Source organism: Umezawaea beigongshangensis, from assembly GCF_016464305.1.
Taxonomy (GTDB): Bacteria; Actinomycetota; Actinomycetes; order Mycobacteriales; family Pseudonocardiaceae; genus Umezawaea_A; species Umezawaea_A beigongshangensis.
Window position 1 is genome coordinate 1 of record NZ_JAEIOJ010000010.1, and the last position, 25779, is coordinate 25779.

The following is a 25779-nucleotide window of genomic DNA, read 5'->3' on the forward strand; positions in this document are numbered from 1 at the left end:
TGACCCCTGCCTCGCTCGTTCCGTCCCGCCTTCCGGCGTTCCGGCCCGTTCCGCGCTGGCAGAGAGAAAGTTACACGGCGGCCAACTGAGAGGCAAATCGGGGTGCTCGCCACTCCGCGATCGAGGAAGTCCCTGGTCGCGCACGGTGCACCGACGGTCAAGGCGGGTTCTGCGGGCCCGTTGCGCGCAATGTTGTGACCGGGGCCACGTCGAACGAGTTCAGCTGGGCGCGCTCGGCAGGTGCACGGTGACCGCCAGTCCTCCGCCGGGCACCGCTTCGGCCCGCACCCCTCCCCCGTGCGCGGCCACCGCGGCCCGCACGATCGACAGGCCGAGTCCGGTCCCGCTGCGGGACGTGCGGTCGGCGGTGCCCCGGCGGAACGGCTCGAACAGCTCCTCCACCCGCTCGGGCACGACGAGGCGCCCCGACGAGGACACCCGCAGCACGGTCCACTCCGGACCACCGCGGGTCGTCGCCTCGATCCACCCTCCCGGCAGGTTGTGCCGGACGGCGTTCTCCAGCAGGTTGCCCGCGATCCGCTCCAGCAGCGCGGGATCACCGACCGCGGGCGCGGGTTCGGTGTGGAACGTGGCGCGCACGCCGCGCTGCTCGGCCTCCGCGCGGACCGCGCGCCACGCGGAGCCGACGACGGCGGTCAGGTCCACGGGTTCGCGCACGGCGAGTCCGACGCCGTCCGTCCTCGCGAGCAGCAGCAGGGCGCTCACCAGCTGCTCCGCACGTCCGGCCGCATCGCGCAGCACCCCGGCCATGCGGCGCAGCTCGGCGACGTCCGCGTCCGGGTCGGCGAGCGTCACGTCCAGCTCGGTGCGGATCACCGACAGGGGGGTGCGCAGTTCGTGGCTCGCGTTCGCGACGAAGCGGCGCTGCGAGTCGAAGGCCGCTTGCAGGCGGTCCAGCATCTCGTCGAAGGTGTCGGCCAGCTCGGCCACCTCGTCGCGCGGCCCCTCCAGGCGCAGGCGCTCGTCGAGCGACTCCGCCGACAACCTGCGCGCCGCCTCCGTCACGTCGTGCACGGGACGCAGCACCCGGCCGGTGATCGTCCAGGACAGGACCGCGGTGGCCAGCACCACGCACAGGAAGGCCACCGCGCCGGCGGCGAGCACGTCGGTGCGCGCCTGGTCGGCCAGGGCGTCGGAGAGCACGCGGACGTCGACGTCGCGCCCGTCGACGACGACGGTGCTGCCGTCGGGGAACTGCGGGGAGGAGTCGACGACGCGGCCCACGAGCAGCCAGCCGAGCCACAGCAGCAGGCCGCTCACCAGAGCGACGAGGCCGGTGCACAGGAGGGTGATCCGGGCGCGGAGACCCGGCCCGCGCCTGCTGGCGAGATCAGTTCTCAGCGGAGGCGTTCCCTGCACTGGGCACCCGGTAGCCCGAGCCGACGACGGTGTCGATGATGCCGGGCTCACCCAGCTTCTTGCGCAGGGTCATCACGGTGACGCGCACCGTGGTGGTGAACGGGTCGGCGTTCTCGTCCCACACGCGTTCGAGGAGTTCCTCGCTGCTGACGACGGACCCCTTGGCGGCGAGCAGCACCTCCAGCACGCCGAACTCCTTGCGGGTCAGCTCGACGGGGTCGCCACTGCGCTGCACGGTCCGGCGGGCGGGGTCCAGCTCGACGTCGCGGGCGCTGAGCACGGGAGGCGTGGCCGGGGTGGCGCGGCGGGCCAGGGCGCGGACCCGCGCCACCAGCTCGGGGAACGCGAACGGCTTGGCCAGGTAGTCGTCGGCCCCCAGCGACAGGCCCTCGACGCGGTCGGAGATCCCACCGCTCGCGGTCAGCATCATCACCCGGGTGAGGGCTCCGGAGCTGAGGATCTCCGTGCAGAGCTCGTCACCGGACATGCCGGGGAGGTCCCGGTCGAGCACCACCACGTCGTACCGGGTGACGGTCGACTTCTCGTGGCCGGACTCGCCGTCGTAGGCGACGTCCACGGCCATGCCCTCGCGCCGCAGCCCGCGCGCGATCGCGTCGGCCAGCGGTACCTCGTCCTCGACTACCAGGATTCGCACCCCACAAAGGTGCCACAAGCCCGGACGGGCCGACACGCCTCAGCCGGACGTGGGGGACGATGCGGACATGCAGATCGCCGAATTCCTGCGCCGCCGGATCACCGAGGACGAACGAGCGGCCAGCGCCGCGGCCAGCGCGGGGGTGGCCGGTTGGCACGTCGCGGGCTCCCCGCGCTCCGACGACGAGGGTCCGGTCGAGTTCGACCCGACCGTCTACGACGAGATCATGCCGTCCGAGGAGGAGGCGGTCCACATCGTGCGGCACGACCCGGCGAGGGTGCTGCGGGACGTGCTGGCGAAGCGCGGCATCGTGGACCGGCACGCGCCGGTGGACGGCGGGGCGGGTGCGGTGTCGTGCGCCTGGGACCGCACGCCGTACCCGTGCCTCGACCTGCGCGACCTGGCCACGACGTACCTCGACCACCCCGACTTCGACGACGACTGGAAGACGAGCTGACGCGCCGGGGAGCACCCGCTGCGCACGGGTGCTCCCCGAGCGGGTCTACTGCTCGGCGGCCTGCGGGGCGTCCACCTCGGACTCGCCGAGGTGGACCGCGGCCCACTCGGTGATCCGCCGCGCCACGTCCTGCGCGGTGAGCCCGATGTCGGCGAGCACCTCGACGCGCTCGCCGTGGTCGTGGAACCGCTGGGGCACACCGATGTCGCGCAGCGGGACCTCGACGTCGTTGTCGCGCATCAGCGCGGCGAGCGACCAGCCGAAGCCGCCGTGCCGGCCGCCGTCCTCGACGGTGACGACCATGCGGTGCGCGGCGGCGAGGTCGAGCAGCTCGCGCGGGACGGGCGTGATCCAGCGCGGGTCGACGACGGTGACGCCGATGCCCTGGTCGGCCAGTCGCTGGGCGGCGTCCATGGCCAGTTCGCCGAACGCGCCCACGGAGACGAGGAGCACGTCGGCGGCCTCGTCACCGGCCGGGCGGTGCAGCACGTCCACGGTGCCGACGCGCTCCAGCGCGGGCAGGTCGCCGCCCACGGACGCCTTGGGGTAGCGCAGCACGGACGGCGCGTCGTCGATCTCGACGGCCTCCCGCAGCTCCTCGCGCAGGGTGGCCGCGTCGCGCGGCGCCGCGACGTGGATGCCGGGGATCACGCCGAGGATCGACATGTCCCACATGCCGTGGTGGCTCGCGCCGTCCGGGCCGGTGATCCCGGCGCGGTCGAGCACGACCGTGACGCCCTGCCCGTGCAGCGCGACGTCCATCAGGAGCTGGTCGAACGCCCGGTTGAGGAACGTGGCGTAGACGGCCACGACGGGATGCAGCCCGCCGATCGCCATGCCCGCGGCCGAGGTCATGGCGTGCTGCTCGGCGATGCCGACGTCGAAGCAGCGGTCGGGGTGGGCGTTGGCGAACTTGTCCAGCCCCGTCGGGCCGCGCATCGCGGCGGTGATGGCCACGACGTCGGGGCGCTCGGAGCCGATGGCGGCCAGCTCGTCGGCGAACACGTGGGTCCACGTGCGCTTGGACGGGCCGACGTTCTCACCCGTGATCGGGTCGATCACGCCGGTGGCGTGCATCTGGTCGGCCTCGTGGTTCTCCGCGGGCGCGAAGCCGTTGCCCTTGCGGGTCACCGCGTGGACGATGACGGGTCCGCCGAAGGACTTGGCGCGCTGGAGCGCCGACTCCAGGGTGGTGAAGTCGTGGCCGTCGACCGGGCCGATGTACTTCAGTCCGAGGTCCTCGAACATGGCCTGCGGGCTGATGGCGTCCTTGATGCCGCGCTTGGCCGCGTGCAGCGCCGCGTAGACGGGCTTGCCGACCAGCGGGGTCTGCTGGAGCGCCGTGCGGCCCGCTTCCAGGACGCGCTCGTAGCCCGGCTGCAGGCGCAGGGTCGACAGGTGGTCCGCGAGCCCGCCGATCGTGGGCGAGTAGGAGCGGCCGTTGTCGTTGACGACGATCACCACGGGCCGGGTCTTGTCGGCCGCGATGTTGTTGAGCGCCTCCCAGCACATGCCGCCGGTGAGGGCGCCGTCGCCGACGACCGCGACGACGTGCCGGCGCGCGCCCTTCAGCTGGTAGGCCTTGGCCAGGCCGTCGGCGTAGGACAGCGCCGTGGAGGCGTGGCTGTTCTCCTGGACGTCGTGCTCGCTCTCCGAGCGCGACGGGTAGCCCGACATGCCGCCCTGCTGGCGCAGCGTGTCGAAGCCGTCCCGCCGACCGGTGACGATCTTGTGCACGTAGCTCTGGTGTCCGGTGTCGAACACCACCGAGTCGTGCGGTGAGTCGAACACCCGGTGCACGGCGAGGGTCAGCTCGACCACGCCGAGGTTGGGCCCCAGGTGCCCACCGGTCCGGGAGACCTTATCGACCAGGAAGCGCCGGATCTCCTCCGACAGGCGCTCCATCTCGTCGTGATCCAGTCGTTTCAGATCGGCCGGTCCCTGCACGGATTCCAGCAGCGTCACCGCTCCACCTCGCCCTGTGGTTGCCCGCCGTTTCAGCCCGCACCGGGTGGGTGGGGGCTTCCGGCCAGTCTAGAGAGAGCCCGCTGAGATGCCGTGCCCGCGTGCTCGCGCTCGGTGCGCGCAGGTGGTCTGACCTGCTGGTGGGTGGTGATCTGTGGCGATCACCACCGGTGTCAGCCCTCGTCCGTGCCGAGCTCCTGGGCGCCGTCCTCCTCTGCGCCGTCCTCCTCTGCGGGCACCAGCAGCGCCACGCACTCGACGTGGTGGGTCATCGGGAAGGCGTCGAACGCGCGCAGGTTCGCCAGCCGGTAGCCCTGCTCGGCGAAGATCGCCACGTCGCGGGCCAGCGCGGCCGGGTCGCACGCGACGTAGACCACCCTGGCCGGTCCGCGGCGGGTGATCTCGCCGACGACGGCGCGTCCGGCTCCCTTGCGGGGCGGGTCGAGCACGACGACGTCGGGCCGGTCGTCGGCGAGGGACGGCGAGGTCAGCGCGTGCTCGACCTTGATGCCGACGAACTCGACCTGCGGCAGGTCGCTCAGGTTGCGGCGGCCGTCGGCGACGGCGCGGGAGCTCGACTCGACGACGAGCACGGAGCCGGTCTCGCCGACCTGGTCGGCCAGCACGGAGGCGAAGAGGCCGACGCCGCCGTAGAGGTCCCAGGCCCGCTCGCCGGGCAGCGCGCCCGCCCACTTGCGCACGGCGGAGGCCAGCACGTCGGCCGCGGCGTGGTGGACCTGCCAGAACGCGTCGGCGGACAGGTCCCAGGTGCGCCCGGCGGCCTGCTCGACCGCGCGCTCGCCGCCCTTGACCCGGCGGGTGCGCACGGGCACGAGGCCGTGGCCGCGCTTGGCCTCGACGGTGATCTCGGACAGGTGCAGCTCGCCGGTGTGGTCGACGGTCATCTGCTGCTCGGTGTCGTGCGGCCAGTCGCGCTTGGCGACCGCCTCGACGGCGCCGGGCACGGTGATCGGGCAGTGGTCGACCGCGATGATCCGGTGGCTGTGGAAGGCGCGGAAGCCCGCCCTGCCCTTCCGGTCGGCCGCGGTGCGGGCACGGGTGCGCCACTGCAGCGGCCCGCCGGGCAGCTCCTCGACGACGACGTCCAGCTCCAGCTTCGCGAGCCGGGACAGCTGCTCGGCGACCACGGCCGCCTTCGCGTCGCGCTGCCACTCCCAGGAGGCGTGCTGCCAGTCGCAGCCGCCGCAGCGGCCGGGGCCGGAGAACGGGCAGGCGGGTTCCACCCGATCGGGCGAGGCGGTGAGCACCTCGACGGCGTCGGCGCGGCAGAACGACCCGCCGTTGTCCTCGGTGACCCTGGCCACGACGCGCTCACCGGGAAGGGTGTGCCGCACGAAGAGCACGCGGCCCTCGTGGCGGGCGACGCAGTGGCCGCCGTGGGCGACCGGGCCGACCTCCACCTCGACCAGCCTGTCGCGCCAGTCCTGCTTCTCGGCCTTCGGCGTACCCGCCGCGGCCCTGGTGGTCGTGGTCTCGGGGGCTGTGTTCACTCGGGCCGCACTCTCTGGGGTGTTCACTCGGGATCTCTCGTGTCGAGCCCGCGCCTGATGGCACCGGGAGCGACCACGGGCTTGTCGCTCACCTTCACCGAGGATGCCAGTTGCCAGGGCACGCTCGTGACCATGACCCCCGGCTGGAACAGCAGACGGCCCTTGAGCCGCAGCGCGCTCTGGTTGTGCAGGAACTGCTCCCACCAGTGTCCGACCACGTACTCGGGGATGAAGACGGTGACCACGTCGCGGGGGTTGTCGGTGCGCACGCGCTTGACGTAGTCGAGGACCGGCTTGGTGATCTCCCGGTAGGGGGACTCGATGACCTTCAGGGGCACCTTGAAGTTCTCGCGCCCCCACTCCTGCACGAGGCGGCGGGTGTCCGCGTCGTCGACGTTGACCGTCACGGCCTCCAGCACGTCGGGCCGGGTCGCCTTGGCGTAGGACAGGGCGCGCAGCGTCGGCATGTGCAGCTTCGACACCAGGACCATCGCGTGGTTGCGGGCGGGCAGCACGCGCACCCGTTCCTGCTCGCGCAGTTCCTCGGCCACCCGGTCGTAGTGGCGGCGGATGGCCGTCATGAGGGCGTAGATGGCCGCCATGGCCGCGATGGCGATCCACGCGCCGGCGAGGAACTTCGTGAGCAGCACGACGACCAGCACCGAACCGGTCATGACCAGGCCGATGGTGTTGATCGCCTGCGAGCGGCGCATCCGGCGGCGCTGCTCGGGGTCGGTCTCGGTGGCGAGCAGCCGGTTCCAGTGCCGGATCATGCCCGTCTGGCTCAGGGTGAACGACACGAAGACGCCCACGATGTAGAGCTGGATGAGGCGGGTCACCTCGGCGTCGAACGCGATGACCAGGACGATGGCCGCGCCGGCCAGGAAGACGATGCCGTTGCTGAACGCCAGGCGGTCACCGCGGGTGTGCAGCTGTCGCGGCAGGTAGCGGTCCTGGGCGAGGATCGAGCCGAGGACCGGGAAGCCGTTGAAGGCGGTGTTGGCGGCGAGCACCAGGATCAGCGCGGTGACGACGGTGATGAAGAAGAACCCGGCGGGGAAGCCCTCGAAGACCGCTCCGGCGATCTGGGCGACCATCGTCTTCTGCACGTAGCCCTCGGGGGCTCCGACGAGCTGGTGAGCGGGGTCCTCTGCCATCTTCACGCCGGTCAGCTGGGCCAGCACGATCAGCCCCATGAGCATCACGACGGCGATGCCGCCCATGAGCAGCAGCGTCGTGGCCGCGTTGCGGGACTTGGGCTTGCGGAAGGCGGGGACGCCGTTGCTGATCGCCTCGACGCCCGTCAGCGCGGCGCACCCGGAGGAGAACGCGCGCAGGACGAGGAACACGAACGCGAGCCCCATCAGGTGGTCGTCCTCGGCGCGCAGCTCGAAGTCGGCGCTGTCGGCGCGCATGTCGTCGCCGAGGACGAAGCCGCGCACGAGGCCGTAGCCGATCATGCCGACGACACCGACCATGAACGCGTAGGTGGGGATCGCGAAGGCGCTGCCCGACTCGCGGATGCCGCGCAGGTTCACGGCGGTCAGCAGCACGATCGCGACGACGGCGAACGCCACCTTGTGCGTGGCGACGAACGGGACGGCGGAGCCGATGTTCGCGGCGGCCGAGGAGATCGACACGGCGACCGTGAGGATGTAGTCCACGAGCAGCGCGCTGCCCACGGTGAGGCCCGCCCTGCGCCCCAGGTTGACGGTGGCGACCTCGTAGTCACCGCCGCCGGACGGGTAGGCGTGCACGTTCTGCCGGTAGCTCGCGACGACCACGAGCATCACCAGCACGACCACGACGCCGATCCACGGCGACAGGGCGTAAGCGGACAAACCGGCCACGGACAGGACGAGGAAGATCTCCTCGGGCGCGTAGGCGACCGAGGACATGGCGTCCGAGGCGAACACCGGCAGCGCGATCCGCTTGGGGAGCAGGGTGTGCGCCAGACGGTCGCTGCGGAAGGGCCTGCCGACCACGAGTCGTTTGGCGGCGGTTGTCAGCTTGGACACGAGAGAACAGCGTATGCGCTCCGGTCACCGTTTCGGCGCAATGATGGGTAGGTTCGCACCACCAGTGCGCCAGCGGTGACGAGGAGGCAGGTCGTGCATGTGGTGATCATGGGCTGTGGCCGGGTGGGGACGTCCCTGGCCAGGGCTCTGGAGCGCCTGGACCACCAGGTCGCGATCATCGACAAGGACCCGCAGTCCTTCCGTCGCCTCGGCAGCGACTTCCACGGCCAGCAGGTCGTCGGCAACGGCTTCGACCGGCAGGTCCTGGTCGAGGCGGGGGTCGAGCGCGCCGGCGCGTTCGCGGCCGTGTCCAGCGGGGACAACTCGAACATCCTCTCCGCGCGCGTGGCCAGGGAGACCTTCGGCGTGCAGCACGTCGTGGCCCGCATCTACGACCACAAGCGCGCCGCCGTATACGAGCGGCTGGGCATCCCGACCGTGGCCACGGTGCCGTGGAGCACCGACCGGTTGCTGCGGATGCTGCTGCCGGAGGGCACGTCCACGGAGTGGCGCGACCCGTCCGGGACGGTCGCGGTGATGCAGCTCCCGCTGCACGAGGACTGGATCGGTCGCTCGGTCCGGGACCTCCAGGAGGCCACCGGCTGCCGGGTCGCGTTCATCATGAGGTTCGGGACGGGCGTGCTGCCCGGCTCGAAGACCCTCGTGCAGGCCGACGACGTGATCTACGTCGCAGCACTGTCCGGCACGGTCACCGAGGTGGCCGCCGCCGGTCTCCAGTCCCCCGAGGAGGGCAACTGATGCGCGTCACGATCGCGGGAGCGGGCGCCGTCGGCCGTTCCATCGCCCAGGAACTCGTGGTCGACGGTCACCAGGTGATGCTGATCGAGCGGGACAGGGCGCACTTCGAGCCGCACACCGTCGAGCAGGCCGAGTGGGTGCAGGCCGACGCGTGCGAGCTGTCGTCCCTGGAGGACGCCGGCATCCAGCTGTGCGACGTGGTGATCGCCGCGACCGGTGACGACAAGGCCAACCTGGTCGTGTCGCTGCTCGCGAAGACCGAGTTCGCGGTGCGCCGGGTGGTGGCGCGCGTCAACGACCCGGCGAACGAGTGGCTGTTCACCGAGTCGTGGGGCGTGGACGTGGCGGTGTCGACGCCGCGCATCCTCGCCGCGATGGTCGAGGAGGCCGTGACGGTCGGCGACGTCGTCCGGTTGATGACGCTGCGCCAGGGGCAGGCGAACCTCGTGGAGATCACGCTCCCGCACGACACCCCGCTGGCCGGGCGGCCCGTGCGGAAGCTGGAGCTGCCGCGCGACGCGGCGCTGGTGACGATCCTGCGCGGCGGGCGGGTCATCGTGCCCCAGCCGGACGACTCCCTGGAGGGCGGCGACGAGCTGCTGTTCGTGGCGGCGGCCGACGTGGAGCGGGAGATCAGGTCGGCGCTGGGCTACTGAGCCCGGACTCCGCACGGCGGACCGGTGCCCGCTGCGCAGCGGGCACCGGGAACGCCGCGACGCCCCACCTCACCCGCCCGGCGACCGCCCGCGGTCCTCGCGTGCCGGAGTCCGGGCCCGCGACCACCGGCACGGTTCACCTCGGAGGCCGCTGGTGACCGCACCGGGGAGCTGTCTCCCCGGCGGAGACCGGTCCCGGTGCGGTCGTCCTCAGTCCGTCGCGGGCTTCGGGTGGGCGGCGCGGAGCCTCGCCTCGGCAGCGGCGTTCTCCGCCTCCTCGGCCTCCTGCGCCGCCTTCAGCCGCTTGTCGGAGCGGCGCACCGCCCACACCGTCGCCGCGAGCGCGATCGCCATCAGCGGGTAGCCCATCGCCAGCCGGGCGAAGGCCAGCCAGCCGACCGACGCCTCGTCGTACAGCCAGCGCTGCACCACGAACCTCGCGCCGAACACCAGGGCCCAGACGAGGGTGGCCACGTCGTAGTCGCGCACCGACGCCCTGTCGCGCCGCCACGCGGTGCCGTGACCGTTGAGGAGCGACCACACCACGCCCGCCAGCGGCCACCGGACGACGATCGACAGCAGGAACGCCCCGCCGTAGACCAGGCTCTGCCAGATGCCGAAGAGGAAGAAGCCCTTGGCGTCGCCGGTGCGGTAGGCGATGAAGGCGGCGACGCCCACGCCGAACACGGCCGAGACCGCCGGCTGGACCGACCCCTTGCGCGCGACCAGGACTCCGCCGATCACCACGGCGGCGCCCAGCGCGCTCCAGATGGCGGGGAAGAGGCCGAAGAAGGAGTTCGCGAGGACGAAGACCACGACCGGCAACGACGAGAAGACGAGGCCGCTGATGCCGCCCATCTGCTCGAGGAGGGTCGGCTGCTTCTCCTGCTCGTCGAGATCGGTCATGAAGCGTTCTGCAGTTCGTAGTAGGGGTTGTAGAGCACCTTGTGCCCGTCGCGGACCGCCATGCGGCCGCGGGCCTTGATGGTGCGGCCGGGCTCGATGCCGGCGATGCGCCTGCGGCCCAGCCAGACGAGGGTGATGCCCTCGGTCCCGTCGTACAACTCGGCCTCCAGTGTCGCTGCGGCGTCGCGCGGGCACATCTCGACGCTGCGCACCCGTCCCAGCACGACGACCTCCTCCCCGGACCGGCAGTCGCACGCCTTGGTGGCGCCGAACGCCTCGGCGTTCCGCGAGAGGTCGTCGGCGTCCAGCTCGTTGACGTCGCTGGTCAGGCGACGCACGAGACGGCGCCAGTAACCGTCCCCAGAAATGCTCATCCCCGACTCCCAGGGCACCTCGGGGCGTCGACGTCGACACCCGCTCTCCAGTCAGGGTAACCGTGCGCGACGACGTCACGAGCACACCGGGCAGGATCGTCGCCGTGCCCCCCGAGATGCTGCGCCGAACGGTCGGAACCGCCGTCGTCCTGCCCGGAAGCGCCTCCGACGAGGTGTTCGTGCGGGAGGTCTTCCAAGCCCCGTTGGCCGAGGTGGGAGTGCGTCTGGTCGCACCGCCACCCGTCCCCGGGCCCCGCGTCGTGGAGCACCACGTCGCCGCGCTGGACGCGGCGTGGGAGGAGCACGGCGCACCGGTCGTCGTCGGGGGCGTGTCCCTGGGGGCGCACCTCGCGGCCGCCTGGGCCGTGCGGCACCCGGAGCGGTGCGCCGGGCTGCTGGTCGCGCTGCCGGCCTGGAACGGCGCGGCCTCGTCGGCACCCGCCGTGGCGTCGGCCGTCGCCGCCGCCTCGGCCATCGACCGGCACGGGTTCGACCTGGTCGTGCGGGGTGCGGTGCTGGGGGTGCGGCGCTGGCTGGCCGACGAGCTGCACCGGGCGTGGCGGCGGCACGGGACGGATCTCCCCGCGACGCTGCTGGCCGCGGCGCGGTCCTCGGCGCCGACCCTGGACGAACTGCGCGGCATCGGGGTGCCCACCGGGGTGGGCGCGTTCACGGACGACCCGATTCACCCGGTGGAGGTGGCACGACGGTGGAAGGACGCGCTGCCGCGGTCGGCTCTGCGCACGACGACGCTCGCGGCGATGGACGCGGACCGGACGGCGCTGGGCCGGGCGACGGTCGACGCGTGGCTGGCGGCGTGAGCCCCGGCGCCGGGGAGCGGACTCCCCGGCGCGGGCGGCGGATCACGCCTGCTGGTTGCCCTGGGCCTGCGCCTGGGCGATGTGCCGGGCGATGGCCTCCGGCAGTTCGATCGGCAGCGGAGTGCGCACCGGCATCGGCTGCACCCCGCGGACGACGACGGTTCCCCTGACCAGGTCGTGCAGCGCCTCGGACGCGGCGAGCGCCTGCTCCTCGGTGCCCGCGGCGACACCGCGCAGCATCCAGCGCTCGCCGTCGACGCCGACGAAGCGCAGGTGCACGTTGTTGTTGCGGGCGGTGATCTCCTCGCCCCACTCGCCGTTCTCCCGCAGGATGCGGGCGCCGTCGTTCTTGAGCTGGGTGATGAGCTCCCCGCTGACCTCCTTCCAGAGGCCGCCGGTGCGGGGCGCGGCGAACGCGCTGACGGTGAGCTGACCGACCGGCGTCAGCAGGTGGACGGCCCGGACCGCGCCCGCGGGGTCCATCTCCACCTGGAGCTGGGCCCCGTCCGGCACGGGCAGCCGGATCGAGCCGAGGTCCAGTCGCGACACCCCGTCGTCGGGTGCCTCGGACTCGTCGTACGGGCCATCGCCGAACTCTCCGTCGAACTCCTCCTGGAGCGCGGCGTCCGCGGCCTCGCCAGCGGTCGCGTGCCGGTTGCGCTTGCGGCGACGTCCGAACATGTGCGTCTACCCCTCCGTCTTCTGGTTCTCGGCGCCCGGCGCCGCGAGGACGCCGTGACCGCCGGTGGAGCCGTACCCGCCGGTGCCGCGTTCGGACCCCGGCAGGTGGGAGACCTCCCGGAACACCGCGTGCTCCACCCGCTGCACCACGAGCTGCGCGATGCGGTCGCCCCTGGTGAGCACGATCGGCTCGCGCGGGTCGTGGTTGATCAGGCACACCCGGATCTCTCCCCGGTACCCGGAGTCGATCGTGCCGGGTGCGTTGACCACGCTCAGTCCCGCCCCCGCCGCGAGCCCGGACCGCGGGTGCACGAACGCCGCCCACCCCTGCGGCAGAGCTATCGCGACACCCGTTCCGACGACGACCCGCTCACCCGGATCGATCACCACGTCCCGCGTGGTGACCAGGTCGGCGCCCGCGTCACCCGAGCGGGCGTACGAGGGCAGCGGGACACCCGGATCGAGCCGGGACAGCAGGACCTCCACGCTGGGCACGGCGCGCGAGATTACCCTGAGGAGGTGAGCGAGAGTGCAGGTGCGGTCGTGAAGAACGAGGGCGAGAGCGTGTCCGGCGTGTTCCGAGAGCGGTTGTCCGTCCCCTGGTGGGGCTGGCCGCTGCCACTGCTGGCCGGGGTGCTGCTGGCCGCCGAGATCCACATGGGCTTCCCCGGCGTCCGCTCGTGGCTGCCCTACGTCGTCGTCGTGCCGCTGGTGGCGCTGCTGGTGTGGCGGATGGGAGCGCTGCGGGTCGAGGTCCGCGACGGCGAGCTGCACGTCGGCGACGCGCACGTGCCGCTGGAGCTGCTGGGAGAGGTCGAGACCTTCACCGCGAAGACGAAGCGCAAGGCGATGGGCCCCCACCTGGACCCGGCGGCGTTCGTCGCCCACCGCGGCTGGATCGGACCCATGCTGCGGGTGCGGCTGGAGGACCCGCAGGACCCGACGCCCTACTGGCAGTTCAGCACCCGCGACGCCGAACGGCTCGCCGAGGTGCTGCGCGCCGCGCGGGCGCGCTGAAGCGGTCCGGGCGGCGGGGCGTGCGCTCCGCTGCTCGAACACGACCGGCCGAACACCACTGGGCGCCACCCCCTGCTGCGGGGGGAGCGCCCAGTTGTCGTCCTGACACCGCCGTCGCGGCGCTCAGGCGCAGTCGCGGCAGACGTACTGGCCGCCGTTCTCCTCGGAGAGCCTGCTGCGGTGGTGCACCAGGAAGCACTTCGAGCAGGTGAACTCGTCAGCCTGCTTCGGAATGACCTTGAAGGTCAGCTCCTCACCGGACAGGTCGGCACCGGGAAGCTCGAAGTTCTCCGCGGTCGCGTCCTCGTCGACGTCGACGACGCCGGACTGCGTTTCGTTGCGCCGCGCCTTCAACTCCTCGAGGGAGTCCTCAGCGAGTTCGTCAGCCTCGCTGCGACGCGGCGCGTCGTAGTCGGTCGCCATCTTCTTTCACCCCTGCGCATCTACGGAGACTGTGCTCGTGTCGCTGGTTAACGTTCCAGCGCCCCTTTTTGTGCCCCCGCCCGGAGTGACGGAGGTCTCGCTCCGGTTGCGGTCTGTCAACCCCCTGGAACCGATGACTGCCGACAGGTGTTGCCGTGCCCGGAGCGCCGAGAGGGTAGCTCACGCTCGGCACGGGCGTGTACCGGGTTCCCTCGAATCGGGCACTCGGATGGCGGGACCCACCGGAGCAGGCCCGATATGCTGCCGCAGGGCCTTGCTCACCTGCGGTGGACGTGATGCGATTCCGGAGACGACCGGAACCGTGAGCGACGAGTCGATCGCGGGGAGTCGCGGCAACCGGTCGGGCGAGTCGGGTGCGCGCGGTGGTCCGGCACCGCCTAGGCTGATCAAGGCGACGCACGAAGCGACGTGCGGAGCACTACTGGGCACAACGCCAGGGGAGGTCGGGGGACGTGGTACCCGCGGGCGCATCGGGGAGCAGCGGGTCGGCGCGGTACAAAAGGCGGCGACCGCTTCCAGCGCTCGTTCTCTTCTCCGTTCTGGCCGTGGTGGCAGTGTTCGTCTGGGTGAAGGTGCTCGACACGGCGAACGACGTGGACGCGGCGATCCGCTGCAACCCGCCGGGCAACGTGCCGTCCGGCACCACGGCGGCGGGCGGTGGCGGTCAGGTGGAGGGCGCGGCCCCCGCGCAGCTGGGCACGGTCCTGGCGCACGACGCGCTGGACCGCACCGATCCGGTGCCGGCCTCGGACGTGCAGTTCCGGGTCTTCAACGCGAGCACCCAGCGCAACCAGGCGAGGTTCGTCGCCACGACGCTGACCGAGCTGGGTCTCCAGCAGGCGGCGGAGCCGGGCAACGACTCGGTGTACCCCGCGCAGGACATGTCCTGCCGCGGCCAGCTCCGCTTCGGTGCGCCCGGTGCGGGCGCCGCGCGCACGCTGAGCATCATCGAGCCGTGCCTGGAGCTGGTGCGCGACGAGCGGCAGGACGCCACCGTCGACATCGCGGTCGGCAAGAGGTTCGACGAGGTCAAGCCGAGCCAGAACGCGCGCAAGGTCCTCGACCAGCTCGCGGAGTGGGCCGAGCAGCAGCCGGAGCAGCAGGGCGGGCAGGCCGCGGCCGACGCCAGCGCTCCCGAGATCGACCAGGCGGTCCTCCAGGCAGCGCGCGAGGCGCACTGCTGACGCTCCCCCGCGACGTGCGACGGCCTCCGCAAGGATTCTCGCGGAGGCCGTCGCACGTCGCGGGGTCCCGCTCAGACCTCGCCGAAGCCGCAGTCGACCAGGGCGGCCCGCAGCTCCTCGGCGATGCCGGGGGCCGCGGCGAACGTCGCGTCGGCCCCCAGGGCCGCGACGTCGCCCGGCAGGTGGACGACGGCACCGGCCTCGGCCGCGACGAGCGCGCCTGCCGCCCAGTCCCAGCGGTTGAGCGCGTGCTCGGCGTACCCGTCGAGCCAGCCCGCCGCCACGGCGCACAGGTCCAGCGACGCCGCACCGGCCCTCCGCACGTCGCGCACCCGCGTGATCAGCCCCGACACCACGTCGGCCTGGCGCTGCCTGCGCTGCGCCGAGTAGGAGAACCCGGTGCCGATCAGCGACACCTCCAGCCGGGAGGCCGACGAGACGCGCAGCGGCACGCCGTCGAGCTGCGCGCCGTGGCCGCGGGCCGCGGTCCAGACCCGGCCGCTGACCGGTTCCAGCACGACTCCGGCGACCGAGACGCCGTCGAGCTGCGCCGCGACGGACACCGCGTACCAGGGATAGCCGTAGAGGTAGTTGACCGTCCCGTCGATCGGGTCGACCACCCAGGACAGTCCCTCGGAGGGCGTGTCGCCGCCCTCCTCCTCGCCGAGGACGGGCTCCCCCGGCCGCAGTTCGGCGAGCCGCGACCGGACGAGCTGCTCGGCGGCGCGGTCCCCCGCCGTGACCACGTCGGTCTCGGTGCTCTTGGTGTCGACGTCGTCGATCGCCGACCGCCGGATCGACTGGACGAGTTCCGCCGCCTCCGCGGCGATGCCGACGGCGGTGGCGACCAGCGGACGCGGATCGAGGTCCAAGTGTTCCTCCTGGGTCACTCTCGCGGGACTATCGGAGAACCTCAGGCTAGTGTCTGCGGCCACAGCATCTGAATCGAGTAGGAAGGCCACGGGGATGGGCATCACCCGCGGGTTCGGCGTGGACATCGGCGGATCGGGGATCAAGGGCGGTCTGGTCGACCTGGAGGCCGGCGCGCTCGACGGCGAGCGGATGCGCGTCGTGACGCCCCAGCCGTCGACGCCGGACGCGGTCGCCGACGTGGTCGCCGAGATCGTCGACAAGTTCGGCTGGGACGGCCCGGTCGGCATCACCCTGCCGTGCGTGGTCAAGAAGGGCGTCGCGCTGACGGCGGCCAACGTCGACAAGGGCTGGATCGGCACGAACGCGGCGGAGCTGTTCGGCGAGCGCCTCGGCCGTTCGGCCGACCAGGTCGTCGTGCTGAACGACGCCGACGCCGCCGGCACGGCGGAGATGCGGTTCGGCGCGGGCAAGGAGCGCCACGACGGCCTGATCGTCCTGCTGACCTTCGGCACGGGCATCGGCAGCGCGCTGTTCCTCGACGGCGAGCTGATCCCCAACACCGAGTTCGGCCACCTGGAGGTCGACGGGCACGACGCGGAGAAGCGCGCGGCCGCCTCGGTGAAGGAGGACAAGGAGCTGTCGTGGGAGGAGTGGACGCCGCGCGTCTCCCGCTACATCTCGGTGCTGGAGAACCTCATCTGGCCCGATCTGGTGATCGCGGGCGGGGGCGTCAGCAAGAAGGCGCACAAGTGGCTCCCCCTCCTGGACGTGCGGACCGAGGTCGTGGCGGCGGCGCTGAAGAACGACGCGGGCATCGTGGGCGCCGCGGCGGTCGCGGCGCACGGCATCAGGCACTGAGGGACGAAATTCCTCACTCGATCTAGCAGGGAGAACGCTCGTCGACGCGCCTCGAACCACCTCGGGGCGCACCCCTGCTCCCCTCTCGTCGTTACAATGGAACGGTGCCCCGCTGAGCAAGGTCGGCGGGCTCTCCCCGAAGCTCTGGCGACCGAAGTTCGCGCCCTTCGGTTTGCCTTGATCGACAGTCGCGAAAGGGCGTACGTGGCAGCCGCAGAAACCGCAACCCGACGCTCCAGCCCCACAGCCGCGAGCGCCGCGAAGACGACGAAGGCCGGCTCAGCCGCGGCCGACACCGAGGAGACCAAGGCGCCCTCGGCGCGCAAGGCTCCGGCGAAGAAGCCGGCGGCCAAGACGGCGGCGGCTGGCAAGACGACGAGGGCGCCCCGCAAGACCGCTGCGAAGGCCGGCCCCGCCAAGGCGAAGAAGGACGGCGAGGAGCCCGACGAGCTCGACGCGCCCGGCGCCGAGGACCTGGTCGACGAGGTCGAACTGGTCGACGAACCCGTCGCGGAGGAGCCCGAGGAGGCCGAGGAGACCCCGAAGCCCGGCGAGGGCGACTTCGTCTGGGACGAGGAGGAGTCCGAGGCGCTGCGGCAGGCCCGCAAGGACGCCGAGCTCACCGCGTCCGCCGACTCGGTCCGCGCCTACCTGAAGCAGATCGGCAAGGTCGCCCTGCTCAACGCCGAGGAGGAGGTCGAGCTCGCCAAGCGGATCGAGGCCGGCCTCTACGCGGCGGAGCGGGTGCGCCGCGCCGAGGACGAGAACGAGAAGCTGACCCCGCAGATGCGCCGCGACCTGCGGTGGATCGTCCGGGACGGCGAGCGCGCCAAGAACCACCTGCTGGAGGCCAACCTCCGTCTCGTGGTGTCGCTGGCCAAGCGCTACACCGGCCGCGGCATGGCGTTCCTGGACCTGATCCAGGAGGGCAACCTCGGTCTGATCCGCGCGGTCGAGAAGTTCGACTACACCAAGGGCTACAAGTTCTCCACGTACGCCACCTGGTGGATCCGGCAGGCGATCACCCGCGCGATGGCCGACCAGGCCCGCACCATCCGCATCCCGGTGCACATGGTCGAGGTCATCAACAAGCTCGGTCGCATCCAGCGCGAACTGCTCCAGGACCTGGGCCGCGAGCCCACGCCGGAGGAGCTCGCCAAGGAGATGGACATCACCCCGGAGAAGGTGCTGGAGATCCAGCAGTACGCCAGGGAGCCCATCTCGCTCGACCAGACCATCGGCGACGAGGGCGACAGCCAGCTCGGTGACTTCATCGAGGACTCCGAGGCCGTGGTGGCCGTGGACGCGGTGTCGTTCACGCTGCTCCAGGACCAGCTCCAGTCGGTCCTGGCGACGCTGTCGGAGCGCGAGGCCGGTGTCGTCCGGCTGCGCTTCGGTCTCACCGACGGTCAGCCGCGCACGCTGGACGAGATCGGTCAGGTCTACGGGGTCACCCGCGAGCGGATCAGGCAGATCGAGTCGAAGACCATGTCGAAGCTGCGGCACCCGTCGCGCTCGCAGGTCCTGCGCGACTACCTGGACTAGCGCGTCCGCGACACCCCCCGCGCCCGCACCGGGCTCGGGGGGTGTCGCGCGTTCACTCCCCGGACGTCCGCGCGGGCTGTTCGCTCTCAGCGGACGTAGTGGCGCCAATCACACGTACGGGGGTGCACGAGCATCCCTTCGGAGCAGTCCGCAGGCCTCCTCGTCACAAATGTGCAGGTGAGAAAGCCCTGGTGAGACGCGCACAGGGGTCGTCAAGACGGTGAACCGGTGTCACGTCCGTGTTCGAACGTGTTGTGGACGGGTAAATCCCGAGTGACGCGAGTCGCCACGGGCACGGGAACACTGACTTACGCCCGTGCGTCTGCAAGAGTGGAGCCAGCGAACACCGCGGACCAGCCAGGGCGCTGTGGTCGCAGCTTGGTAAAGGGCACCGAATTCCTCGGTGCCGGGACGGAGGGAGATTTCCATGACCACGACGCTCACCCGCCCCGAGTTGACCGCTGCCGACCGCTGCGACCGCTGCGGGGCTGCTGCCCAGGTTCGCGCCGTTCTCCCCTCCGGAGGCGAGCTGCTGTTCTGCGGGCACCACGCCCGCGAGCACAGCACGAAGCTGCGCGAACTCGCTGCTGAACTTCAGCAGGGCTGATGAATCCGGCCGCGCCGCGGCCGGAGCACCCACGCCGTCCGGGGCGGGGATCCCACCAGTGGGGTTCCCGCCCCCTTCGCGTCCGCGCGGCTGCCGGGGCCGGTGACCGGCACGGCGGGGCGGCCGGGTCAGACGAGGGCCAGGACGGGCTCGAAGGCCAGCTCGGCGGCCCCCACGAGCTTCGCGTCGCGCCCCAGCGGTGAGCGCACGATCCGCGTGCCGCCCACGGCCCTGCTGACGAGGCTGCGGCGCTGCACCACGTCGCGCAGCTCGGTCACGACCTGATCGGGCAGCGAGGTGAACAGGTCGCCCAGGACGACGAGTTCCGGTCCCAGCAGGTTGACCACGTTCACCAGGCCCATCGCGAGCCACTCGGTGAACTCGCCGAGGCGGTGCATGACGCTGTCGGGGTCGGCGGCGAGCGACTTCAGCTCGGCCACGACGGCGCCTCTCGGCGCGTCCTCGGGCAGCGCGAGCGCCCGGCACAGCGCGGGTTCGCCCACCTCGGTCTCCCAGCACCCGTGGCAGCCGCAGTAGCAGCGCCGTCCTCCGGGACGCACGACCATGTGGCCGAGCTCGCCGACGTAGCCGCCCGCGCCGCGCAGCGGCTCGCCGCTGGAGATGACGCCACCGCCCACCCCGACGTCGGCGGAGATGTAGACCACGTCGGACGAGCCGCGCGCGGCTCCCCTGATGTGCTCGGCCAGCGCGCCGAGCTCGGCGTCGTTGCCGACCTGCACCGGCACGCCCAGCACGCCGGACAGGCGCTTGCCCAGCGCCACGTCCGTCCAGTGCAGGTTGGGCGCCTCGTGCACCATGCCGTCGGAGCGCCGCACCACTCCGGGAACGGAGACGCCGACGCCGACGGGGTCGACGTTCAGCTCGTCGGCGAGGAGCTTCGTGGTGTCGGCGACGTGGGTGATGACCTCGCGCGGGTCGCGGGTGCGGGTGGTCGTGTTCCAGCTGTGGCGACCGAGGATCTGGCCGCCCACGCCCACCACCGCCATGGCGACCTGCTCGACGCGCAGGTCGATGGCCATGACGGCGGCGGCCTGCGGCTGGGGCAGGACGAGCAGGGAGGGGCGGCCGGCGCCGGTGCGCTGAGCGGGAACCCGCTCAGCGACCAGCCCGGCCTCGGCGAGACCGTCCACGAGCGCCTTGATGGTGCTCCGGTTGAGCCCGAGCTCAGCCGCGAGCGCGGCTCTCGTGGCCGGTCCGTCCACGTGCAGACGGCGCAGCACTGCCGTCCTGTTGTGCCTCCTGGCCTCGTCGGGCCTGGTGCCCGCCGTGGCGGAAGTGGAACTCACCTCCGGCGGCCTCAGCGCTTGGCGACCGCCGCGCGGCGACGCGACAGCGCGTCCACGGTCGCGGCGAGCAGCAGCACGAGACCGGTGACGATGGCGACCACCGCAGCGGGCTGCTTGAGCAGACCGAGACCGTTCTCGATGGTGGCCAGCACGGCGCCACCGATGACCGCGTTGCTGACGCGGCCCTTGCCGCCGAACAGCGACGTGCCGCCGATGACCGCGGCGCCGACCGCGAACAGCAGGGTGTTGCCGCCACCGGCGTTCGGGTCGACCGAGCCGACCTTCGAGGAGTACACGATCGCGCCCAGCGCCGCGACGGAGGAGGCGATCACGAAGACGCTCATCCGGATCTTAGCCACGTTGATGCCCGCGCGACGGGCGGCCTCGGCGTTGCCGCCGACGGCGTAGATGTGCCGGCCGTAGCGGGTGCGGTCCAGCACCAGCGTGCCCGCCGTGAGCAGCGCGAGGACGATCGGCACCACGTAGGGCACGCCGGAGATCTGCACCAGGGTGCTGGCCGAGCGGTTGACCGTCAGCAGGTAGGTGGCCACGGCGCTGAACAGGACCACCGCGCCCACCTTGATCGCGACCAGGGCCGTGGGCTGGGCGACGAGGCCCCTGCGCAGTCGGCCGAAGTGCCGCCCGAGGACGACGGCCGCGTAACCACCCGCGGCGAGCACGAACAGTCCCCAGCTGGAGACGGTGCTCAGGTTGCCGTTGGCGACCTTGAACAGCACCTCGTTGTTCAGGCCGAGCGTGCCGCCGTCGCCGATGAACTGGAGGATGACACCGCCCCAGGCGAGGAACAGCGCCAGCGTCACGACGAACGACGGGATGCCGACCTTGGCCACGAGGTAGCCGGTGATGCAGCCGATGGCGGTGCCGACGCACAGCGCCAGCAGCATCTCGACCCAGGGGTTGGCCGGCACGCCGAGCACGCAGATCAGCAGGGCGACGCCGGAGAGAGCGACGCCGGGCCAGATCCGCAGCAGCGCGGCGAGCGCGATCGCGATGGCGAGCAGCACGCAGAAGATGATGAAGACGACGTTGCCCATGCCGCCGAGGAGGTTGCCGCCCTCGACGAGGTGCAGTGCCATCACCGAGGCCGCGACGCCCGAGGCGGTGCCGGCGGACAGGTCGATCTCGCCGAGCAGGAGCACGAAGACCAGGCCCATCGCGATGATGGTGCGGCCCGCGCCCTGGGCGAGGAGGTTGGAGATGTTGCCCAGCGTCAGGAACGTGTCGGACAGCGAGCTGAAGACGATCAGCAGCACCAGCAGTCCGAGCAGTGCGGGCAGGGAGCCCAGTTCGCCGCCGCGCACCCTGGACAGGTAGTCCTTGAGCGCCTCGCCGGTGGACTGGGAGGTGGTGTCGATGCCGAAGTCGGCGATGGCGCCGGACTTGTCGCCGGACTCGGTGACCTTCGCGGCGGACGTCTCCCCCGTGGTCATCTCGCCGGTCGCGGTGTCGGCGGCGTTCTCGGTCATGCTCAGGTCCTCACGAGGCATCAGACGGTGGCGTTCTCGGGACGGGCGATGCCCAGGTCACCGGAGCGGCCTGCGGTGATCAGCTCGACCACCTGGCCGTGGGTGACGTCCTTGGTCGGCAGCTCCGCCGCCATGCGCCCCAGGTAGAGGCAGGCGATGCGGTCGGAGACCTCGAAGACGTCGTTCATGTTGTGACTGATCAGCACCACGCCGAGGCCCTGCTCGGCGAGCCTGCGCACCAGGTCGAGGACCTGACGGGTCTGGGCGACGCCCAGCGCGGCGGTCGGCTCGTCCAGCAGGACGACCTTGCTGTCCCACAGCACCGACTTCGCGATGGCGACGGTCTGCCGCTGTCCACCGGACAGCGAGGACACCTGGGTGCGGACCGACTTCACCGTCCGCACGGACAGCGAGGCCAGCGTCTTGCGGGCCGCCTGCTCCATGTCGGCCTCGTCGAGCAGTCCCAGCTTGCCGCGCTCGCGGCCGAGGAACATGTTCTGGACGATGTCGAGGTTGTCGCACAGGGCGAGGTCCTGGTAGACGACCTCGATGCCCAGGTCGGCGGCCTCGCGCGGTCCGTGGATGTGGACCTCCTCGCCGTTGAACAGCACCTGGCCCGAGTCGATCGGGTGGATGCCGGCGATGGACTTGACGAGCGTCGACTTGCCGGCGCCGTTGTCACCGACCAGCGCGGTGACCTCGCCGGGGTGCACGGCGAAGTCGACGTCGTGCAGCACGTGCACGGGCCCGAAGCTCTTGTTGATGCCGCGCAGCTCGAGAATCGGCTCGCTCACGGCGGTCCTCCATGGGGGGTCGAGCGGTGGACACCGCGGTGGGTGCCGGTCGGGACCGGCACCCACCGCGGCAGAGGGGGGTCGAGCAGTCCGCTGCCCGCGGAGGACGCGACCTCGGGGGTCGGCCTCCGCGGACGGTGGGACTACTTGATGCCGAGCTCGGTGCAGACGGTCGCGAGGTCGGCGACGCAGATGTCGGCGGCCTTGACGGCGCCCTCGTCCACGACGCTCTTGACCTTGTCCTTGGTGATCAGGACCGGCTCGAGGAGAACGGACTTGACGTCGCGGTTGCCCTTCGGGTCCTTCTCGACGTCGGTGGCGATCGCGTCGGCGGCGGCGGTGTCACCCTTGGCGAGGGCGGCGGCCAGCTTGGCGGTCGAGCTGGCCTCCTCGTCGATCGGCTTGTACACGGTCATGTACTGGTCGCCGCGCAGCACGGCCTGCAGGCCCTCCGCGGTGGCGTCCTGACCGGTGACCGGGACCTTGCCGTTCAGGCCGTACTTCTTGAGCACGGTGATGACCGCGCCGGCGAGACCGTCGTTCGCGGCGACGACGCCGTCGACCTTCTGGCCGTTGCCGGTCAGGATCTGCTCGAAGACCTGACCGCCCTTCTGGTTGTCCCAGCCGTCGATGGGCTGGTTCTGCACCAGCTTGAAGTCGCCCGCGCTGTACTTCGGGTCCAGGACCTTCATCTGGCCGCTGGTGAACAGCGTGGCGTTGTTGTCGGTCGGGGCGCCCTCGATCTGGATGATCTCAGCGGGCTTCTTGTCCGGCGCCAGCTGGGCGAGGCCCTGGACGAGACCCTGGCCCTGGAGCTCACCGACCTTGGTGTTGTCGAAGGACACGTAGTACTTCGACACGCCACCCAGGTTCAGGCGGTCGTAGTCGATGGTGGGGATGCCCTGAGCCTCGGCCTTCTTCGCGACGGCCGTGCCGACCTCGCTGTTGGGGGAGGCGATGATCAGGACCTTCACGCCCGCGTTGATCATGCCGTCGGCCAGGGTCGTGAACTTCTGGTTGTCACCCTGGGCGTTCTGGATGTCCGCGTCCAGGCCCTCGGCCTTGAGCGCCGCCTCCAGGAGCGGCTTGTCGAAGCCCTCCCAGCGGGCCGAGCTGGCGGTCTCCGGGAGGATGACGCCGACCTTGGTGCCACCGCCGGTGGAACCGCTGTCGTTGCTGGCCGAGGGGTCGGTGGACCCTCCGGAGTTGGCACCACAGGCCGTCAGGGCCACGGCAAGGCCGGTGCCTGCGGCGACGAGGGCGAGGCTCTTGCTGCGCATCCGCCATCCCTTTCACTACTTCGGTGGAGCGAAAATGTTGTGGCGCACAACGTATGCCTTCAACAGGGGTGACCGGAACCACACTGGAACGATAAAGACGGCACGACTCTGCAACGGCCAGGTAACCCTCTGGACACGTGACTACGCTCAACGGGCTACTCGAACACCCAGAGTGGCCAGAAGTGCTGCCCGAAGGGTGACAGGGGGTGGGAGGAGTTTGTTGCGCGACCACCGAAACGACGGGGCCGACCGCGACGCGGCGGAGCCGCGGATCACCAGGAGCGCAGGGTGGCGATGCGCTCTTCGAGCTGCTCGATGCTGGCCATCGCCGTGGGCGGGCCGCCGCAGTACTCGCGCAGCTGGTTGTGGATCTTGCCGTGCGGCTTCTTGGTCCGGTGGTGGTGCATGGCCACCAGGGAGTTCAGCTCCTTGCGCAGCGCGGCCAGCCGCTCCTGCACGCCCTGCGGACGCGCCTGCTGCGGCGCGAGCGGTGAGGTCGACGGCTTCTCGGCCTCGCGCTTGGCGACGGTGACGAGCTGCTGCTCCTGGCGCTGCCGCAGCAGCGCCCGCACCTGGTCGGGCTCCAGCAGGCCGGGCAGCCCGAGGTACTCCTGCTCCTCGTCGGTGCCGGCGAAGGCGGCCGTGCCGAACGACGAACCGTCGAAGATCACCTGGTCGAGCTCGGCGGAGGCGCCGAGGGCGGTGAAGGCCCGCTCCTCCTCACCCGGCTCGTCCTTCGTGCGGTTGGCGTCGGCGAGCAGCTCGTCGTCCCAGCCGTCCTTCTCCCGGTGCGGCTTGCCCAGGACGTGGTCGCGCTGCTGCTCCAGTTCGCTGGCCAGCTGGAGCAGCACGGGCACGCTCGGCAGGAAGACGCTGGCCGTCTCGCCCTTGGCCCTGTTGCGCACGAAGCGGCCGACGGCCTGCGCGAAGAACAGCGGCGTGGACGCGCTCGTGGCGTAGACGCCGACGGCCAGGCGCGGGACGTCGACGCCCTCGGACACCATCCGGACGGCGATCAGCCACCGCTCGTTGGACCGGGAGAACTCGGCGATGCGGCCGGATGCCTTCGGGTCGTCGGACAGCACCAGCGTCGCGTCGTGCCCGGTCGTGCGCTTGAGGATCTCCGCGTACGCCTTGGCCGTGGTGTGGTCGGTGGCGATGATCAGCGCGCCCGCGTCCGGCATGCCGCCGTTGCGCAGCTGCGTCAACCGCATGTCGGCCGCGGTCAGCACCGACGGGATCCACTCCCCCGTCGGGTCCAGCGCCGTGCGCCACGCCCGCGCCGTCTGCTCCTGGGTGAGCGGCTCGCCCAGGCGGGCGGTGAACTCCTCGCCCGCGCTGGTGCGCCAGCTCGCCTCGCCGGAGTAGGCGAGGAACAGCACGGGACGCACCACGCCGTCGCGCAGGGCGTCGGAGTAGCCGTAGGAGTGGTCGGCGCGGCTGCGCATCGACCCGTCCGCGCCCGGCTCGTAGCTGATGAACGGGATCGGCGAGTCGTCGCTGCGGAAGGGCGTTCCGGTCAGCGACAGCCGTCGCACGGCCGGTGTGAACGCTTCGCGGATCGCGTCGCCCCACGACTTCGCGTCACCGCCGTGGTGGATCTCGTCGAGCAGCACGAGGGTCTTGCGGTTCTCGGTGCGCACGCGGTGCAGCGTGGGGTGGGCGGCGACCTGGGCGTAGGTGACGGCGACGCCGTGGTAGTCGCGGGAGGTCACCGCGTTGGTGTTGCGGAAGTTCGAGTCGATCGCGATGCCCGCCTCGGCCGCCGCCGACGCCCACTGGTGCTTGAGGTGCTCGGTGGGCGTGACGATCGTGACGGCCTCGACGGTGCGGTCGGCCAGCAGCTCGGCGGCGACGCGCAGCCCGAAGGTCGTCTTGCCGGCGCCGGGCGTGGCGACCGCGAGGAAGTCCTTGGGCCCGGCCGCGAGGTACTTGGTCAGCGCGCGGCGCTGCCACGCGCGCAGGGGCCTGGCGGCGACCTGCTTCGCGGGGGCGGTGTCGGGCTGGGCCACGAGACGCACACCTCTTCCGCAGGTCGGGTCCACTACAGGAAAATGCCCTCAGGCCGGTTGGTCCGGCGGCGACGCCGGGAGCCCGGTGAGGGCGAGACAGAGCCTACCCGGTGGCCGCCGCGGCGTTCGACAGCGACGCGGCGGGGCGGCGGACTCGATGACGATTCGGCCCCTCGGTGCCGCGAAAC

Annotated in this window: 25 protein-coding genes; 9 read left to right on the forward strand and 16 right to left on the reverse strand. The window is 71.7% G+C overall.

Features of this window, described 5'->3' with window-relative positions; translation table 11 throughout:
• Positions 1-219: 219 nt before the first annotated feature.
• Together IMZ35_RS22775 and IMZ35_RS22780 are read right to left on the reverse strand one after the other, a co-directional pair.
• The gene (locus IMZ35_RS22775) at positions 220-1380 is read right to left on the reverse strand and encodes a sensor histidine kinase (RefSeq protein ID WP_307868620.1); all 1161 of its coding nucleotides are present in this window, start codon (positions 1378-1380) and stop codon (positions 220-222) included.
• Entirely contained in the window at positions 1352-2035 is a 684-nt protein-coding gene (locus IMZ35_RS22780) for a response regulator transcription factor (protein WP_199443212.1), read from the reverse strand. The genes IMZ35_RS22775 and IMZ35_RS22780 overlap by 29 nt, the downstream gene beginning before the upstream one ends.
• Before the next feature lie 67 nt (positions 2036-2102).
• Here IMZ35_RS22780 and IMZ35_RS22785 point away from each other — a divergent pair, with 67 nt between their 5' ends.
• Complete coding sequence (locus IMZ35_RS22785) at positions 2103-2492, forward strand: DUF6221 family protein (RefSeq protein ID WP_199443213.1); 390 nt, start codon at positions 2103-2105, stop codon at positions 2490-2492.
• A 45-nt stretch (positions 2493-2537) separates the two neighbouring features.
• Here the strand turns inward: IMZ35_RS22785 and dxs are convergent, their stop codons facing one another.
• The 3 genes from dxs to IMZ35_RS22800 all read right to left on the reverse strand — a co-directional run bounded on the left by dxs (position 2538) and on the right by IMZ35_RS22800 (position 7986).
• Positions 2538-4457, reverse strand: coding sequence for a 1-deoxy-D-xylulose-5-phosphate synthase (dxs, locus tag IMZ35_RS22790; protein WP_199443214.1), 1920 nt, complete (start codon positions 4455-4457; stop codon positions 2538-2540).
• A 173-nt stretch (positions 4458-4630) separates the two neighbouring features.
• Complete coding sequence (locus tag IMZ35_RS22795) at positions 4631-5887, reverse strand: class I SAM-dependent RNA methyltransferase (protein ID WP_229373045.1); 1257 nt, start codon at positions 5885-5887, stop codon at positions 4631-4633.
• Positions 5888-5991: 104 nt separating this feature from the next.
• Complete coding sequence (locus tag IMZ35_RS22800) at positions 5992-7986, reverse strand: APC family permease (protein ID WP_199443216.1); 1995 nt, start codon at positions 7984-7986, stop codon at positions 5992-5994.
• Between the two features lie 75 nt (positions 7987-8061).
• Here IMZ35_RS22800 and IMZ35_RS22805 point away from each other — a divergent pair, with 75 nt between their 5' ends.
• Positions 8062-8745, forward strand: coding sequence for a potassium channel family protein (locus IMZ35_RS22805; RefSeq protein ID WP_368857023.1), 684 nt, complete (start codon positions 8062-8064; stop codon positions 8743-8745).
• Positions 8745-9401 carry a potassium channel family protein gene (locus IMZ35_RS22810; protein WP_199443218.1) on the forward strand — a complete coding sequence of 219 codons (657 nt, stop codon included), beginning with the start codon at positions 8745-8747 and terminating at the stop codon, positions 9399-9401. Before IMZ35_RS22805 ends, IMZ35_RS22810 begins: the two co-directional genes overlap by 1 nt.
• 210 nt (positions 9402-9611) lie before the next feature.
• On the opposite strand, the gene IMZ35_RS22815 is transcribed toward IMZ35_RS22810, so the two are convergent.
• Both IMZ35_RS22815 and IMZ35_RS22820 read right to left on the reverse strand, forming a co-directional pair.
• Positions 9612-10307, reverse strand: coding sequence for a DUF3159 domain-containing protein (locus IMZ35_RS22815; protein WP_199443219.1), 696 nt, complete (start codon positions 10305-10307; stop codon positions 9612-9614).
• Positions 10304-10681: an OB-fold nucleic acid binding domain-containing protein gene (locus IMZ35_RS22820; protein ID WP_199443220.1), complete on the reverse strand. Its 378-nt coding sequence runs from the start codon at positions 10679-10681 to the stop codon at positions 10304-10306. Before IMZ35_RS22820 ends, IMZ35_RS22815 begins: the two co-directional genes overlap by 4 nt.
• A 62-nt stretch (positions 10682-10743) precedes the next feature.
• Between IMZ35_RS22820 and IMZ35_RS22825 the strand changes: the two genes are divergently transcribed.
• Complete coding sequence (locus tag IMZ35_RS22825) at positions 10744-11502, forward strand: alpha/beta fold hydrolase (protein WP_307868623.1); 759 nt, start codon at positions 10744-10746, stop codon at positions 11500-11502.
• 42 nt (positions 11503-11544) lie between these two features.
• Here IMZ35_RS22825 and IMZ35_RS22830 read toward each other — a convergent pair whose 3' ends face one another.
• Entirely contained in the window at positions 11545-12183 is a 639-nt protein-coding gene (locus tag IMZ35_RS22830) for a DUF3710 domain-containing protein (RefSeq protein WP_199443221.1), read from the reverse strand.
• A 6-nt stretch (positions 12184-12189) separates the two neighbouring features.
• Complete coding sequence (dut, locus tag IMZ35_RS22835; protein ID WP_199443222.1) at positions 12190-12678, reverse strand: dUTP diphosphatase; 489 nt, start codon at positions 12676-12678, stop codon at positions 12190-12192.
• Between the two features lie 24 nt (positions 12679-12702).
• Here dut and IMZ35_RS22840 point away from each other — a divergent pair, with 24 nt between their 5' ends.
• On the forward strand, positions 12703-13200 hold the full coding sequence (locus IMZ35_RS22840) for a DUF3093 domain-containing protein (protein ID WP_307868625.1): 498 nt from the start codon (positions 12703-12705) through the stop codon (positions 13198-13200).
• 123 nt (positions 13201-13323) lie between these two features.
• Here the strand turns inward: IMZ35_RS22840 and IMZ35_RS22845 are convergent, their stop codons facing one another.
• On the reverse strand, positions 13324-13623 hold the full coding sequence (locus IMZ35_RS22845) for a DUF4193 domain-containing protein (protein ID WP_199443223.1): 300 nt from the start codon (positions 13621-13623) through the stop codon (positions 13324-13326).
• Between the two features lie 473 nt (positions 13624-14096).
• Here IMZ35_RS22845 and cei point away from each other — a divergent pair, with 473 nt between their 5' ends.
• Entirely contained in the window at positions 14097-14828 is a 732-nt protein-coding gene (cei, locus tag IMZ35_RS22850; protein WP_199443224.1) for an envelope integrity protein Cei, read from the forward strand.
• Positions 14829-14899: 71 nt separating this feature from the next.
• Here the strand turns inward: cei and IMZ35_RS22855 are convergent, their stop codons facing one another.
• Entirely contained in the window at positions 14900-15700 is an 801-nt protein-coding gene (locus IMZ35_RS22855; RefSeq protein ID WP_229373029.1) for an inositol monophosphatase family protein, read from the reverse strand.
• Between the two features lie 94 nt (positions 15701-15794).
• Between IMZ35_RS22855 and ppgK the strand changes: the two genes are divergently transcribed.
• The 3 genes from ppgK (at position 15795) to IMZ35_RS22870 (ending at position 18711) form a co-directional block, all read left to right on the forward strand.
• Positions 15795-16559 carry a polyphosphate--glucose phosphotransferase gene (ppgK, locus tag IMZ35_RS22860; RefSeq protein WP_199443226.1) on the forward strand — a complete coding sequence of 255 codons (765 nt, stop codon included), beginning with the start codon at positions 15795-15797 and terminating at the stop codon, positions 16557-16559.
• Positions 16560-16763: 204 nt separating this feature from the next.
• Entirely contained in the window at positions 16764-18104 is a 1341-nt protein-coding gene (locus IMZ35_RS22865) for an RNA polymerase sigma factor (RefSeq protein ID WP_307868626.1), read from the forward strand.
• Positions 18105-18531: 427 nt separating this feature from the next.
• Complete coding sequence (locus tag IMZ35_RS22870; protein ID WP_121011206.1) at positions 18532-18711, forward strand: DUF7455 domain-containing protein; 180 nt, start codon at positions 18532-18534, stop codon at positions 18709-18711.
• Between the two features lie 128 nt (positions 18712-18839).
• Here IMZ35_RS22870 and IMZ35_RS22875 read toward each other — a convergent pair whose 3' ends face one another.
• From IMZ35_RS22875 to IMZ35_RS22895, 5 genes are all read right to left on the reverse strand, one after another.
• Complete coding sequence (locus IMZ35_RS22875; RefSeq protein ID WP_199443228.1) at positions 18840-20018, reverse strand: ROK family transcriptional regulator; 1179 nt, start codon at positions 20016-20018, stop codon at positions 18840-18842.
• Positions 20019-20029: 11 nt separating this feature from the next.
• Positions 20030-21505: a sugar ABC transporter permease gene (locus IMZ35_RS22880; protein WP_199443229.1), complete on the reverse strand. Its 1476-nt coding sequence runs from the start codon at positions 21503-21505 to the stop codon at positions 20030-20032.
• A 20-nt stretch (positions 21506-21525) separates the two neighbouring features.
• Positions 21526-22299, reverse strand: a complete 774-nt coding sequence (locus tag IMZ35_RS22885) for an ATP-binding cassette domain-containing protein (RefSeq protein WP_199443230.1) — start codon at positions 22297-22299, stop codon at positions 21526-21528.
• Between the two features lie 143 nt (positions 22300-22442).
• Positions 22443-23579, reverse strand: a complete 1137-nt coding sequence (locus IMZ35_RS22890; RefSeq protein ID WP_199443231.1) for a sugar ABC transporter substrate-binding protein — start codon at positions 23577-23579, stop codon at positions 22443-22445.
• 272 nt (positions 23580-23851) lie between these two features.
• A complete protein-coding gene (locus IMZ35_RS22895) occupies positions 23852-25600 on the reverse strand; it encodes a DEAD/DEAH box helicase (RefSeq protein WP_199443232.1) in 1749 nt (582 codons plus the stop codon).
• Between the last annotated feature and the right edge of the window lie 179 nt (positions 25601-25779).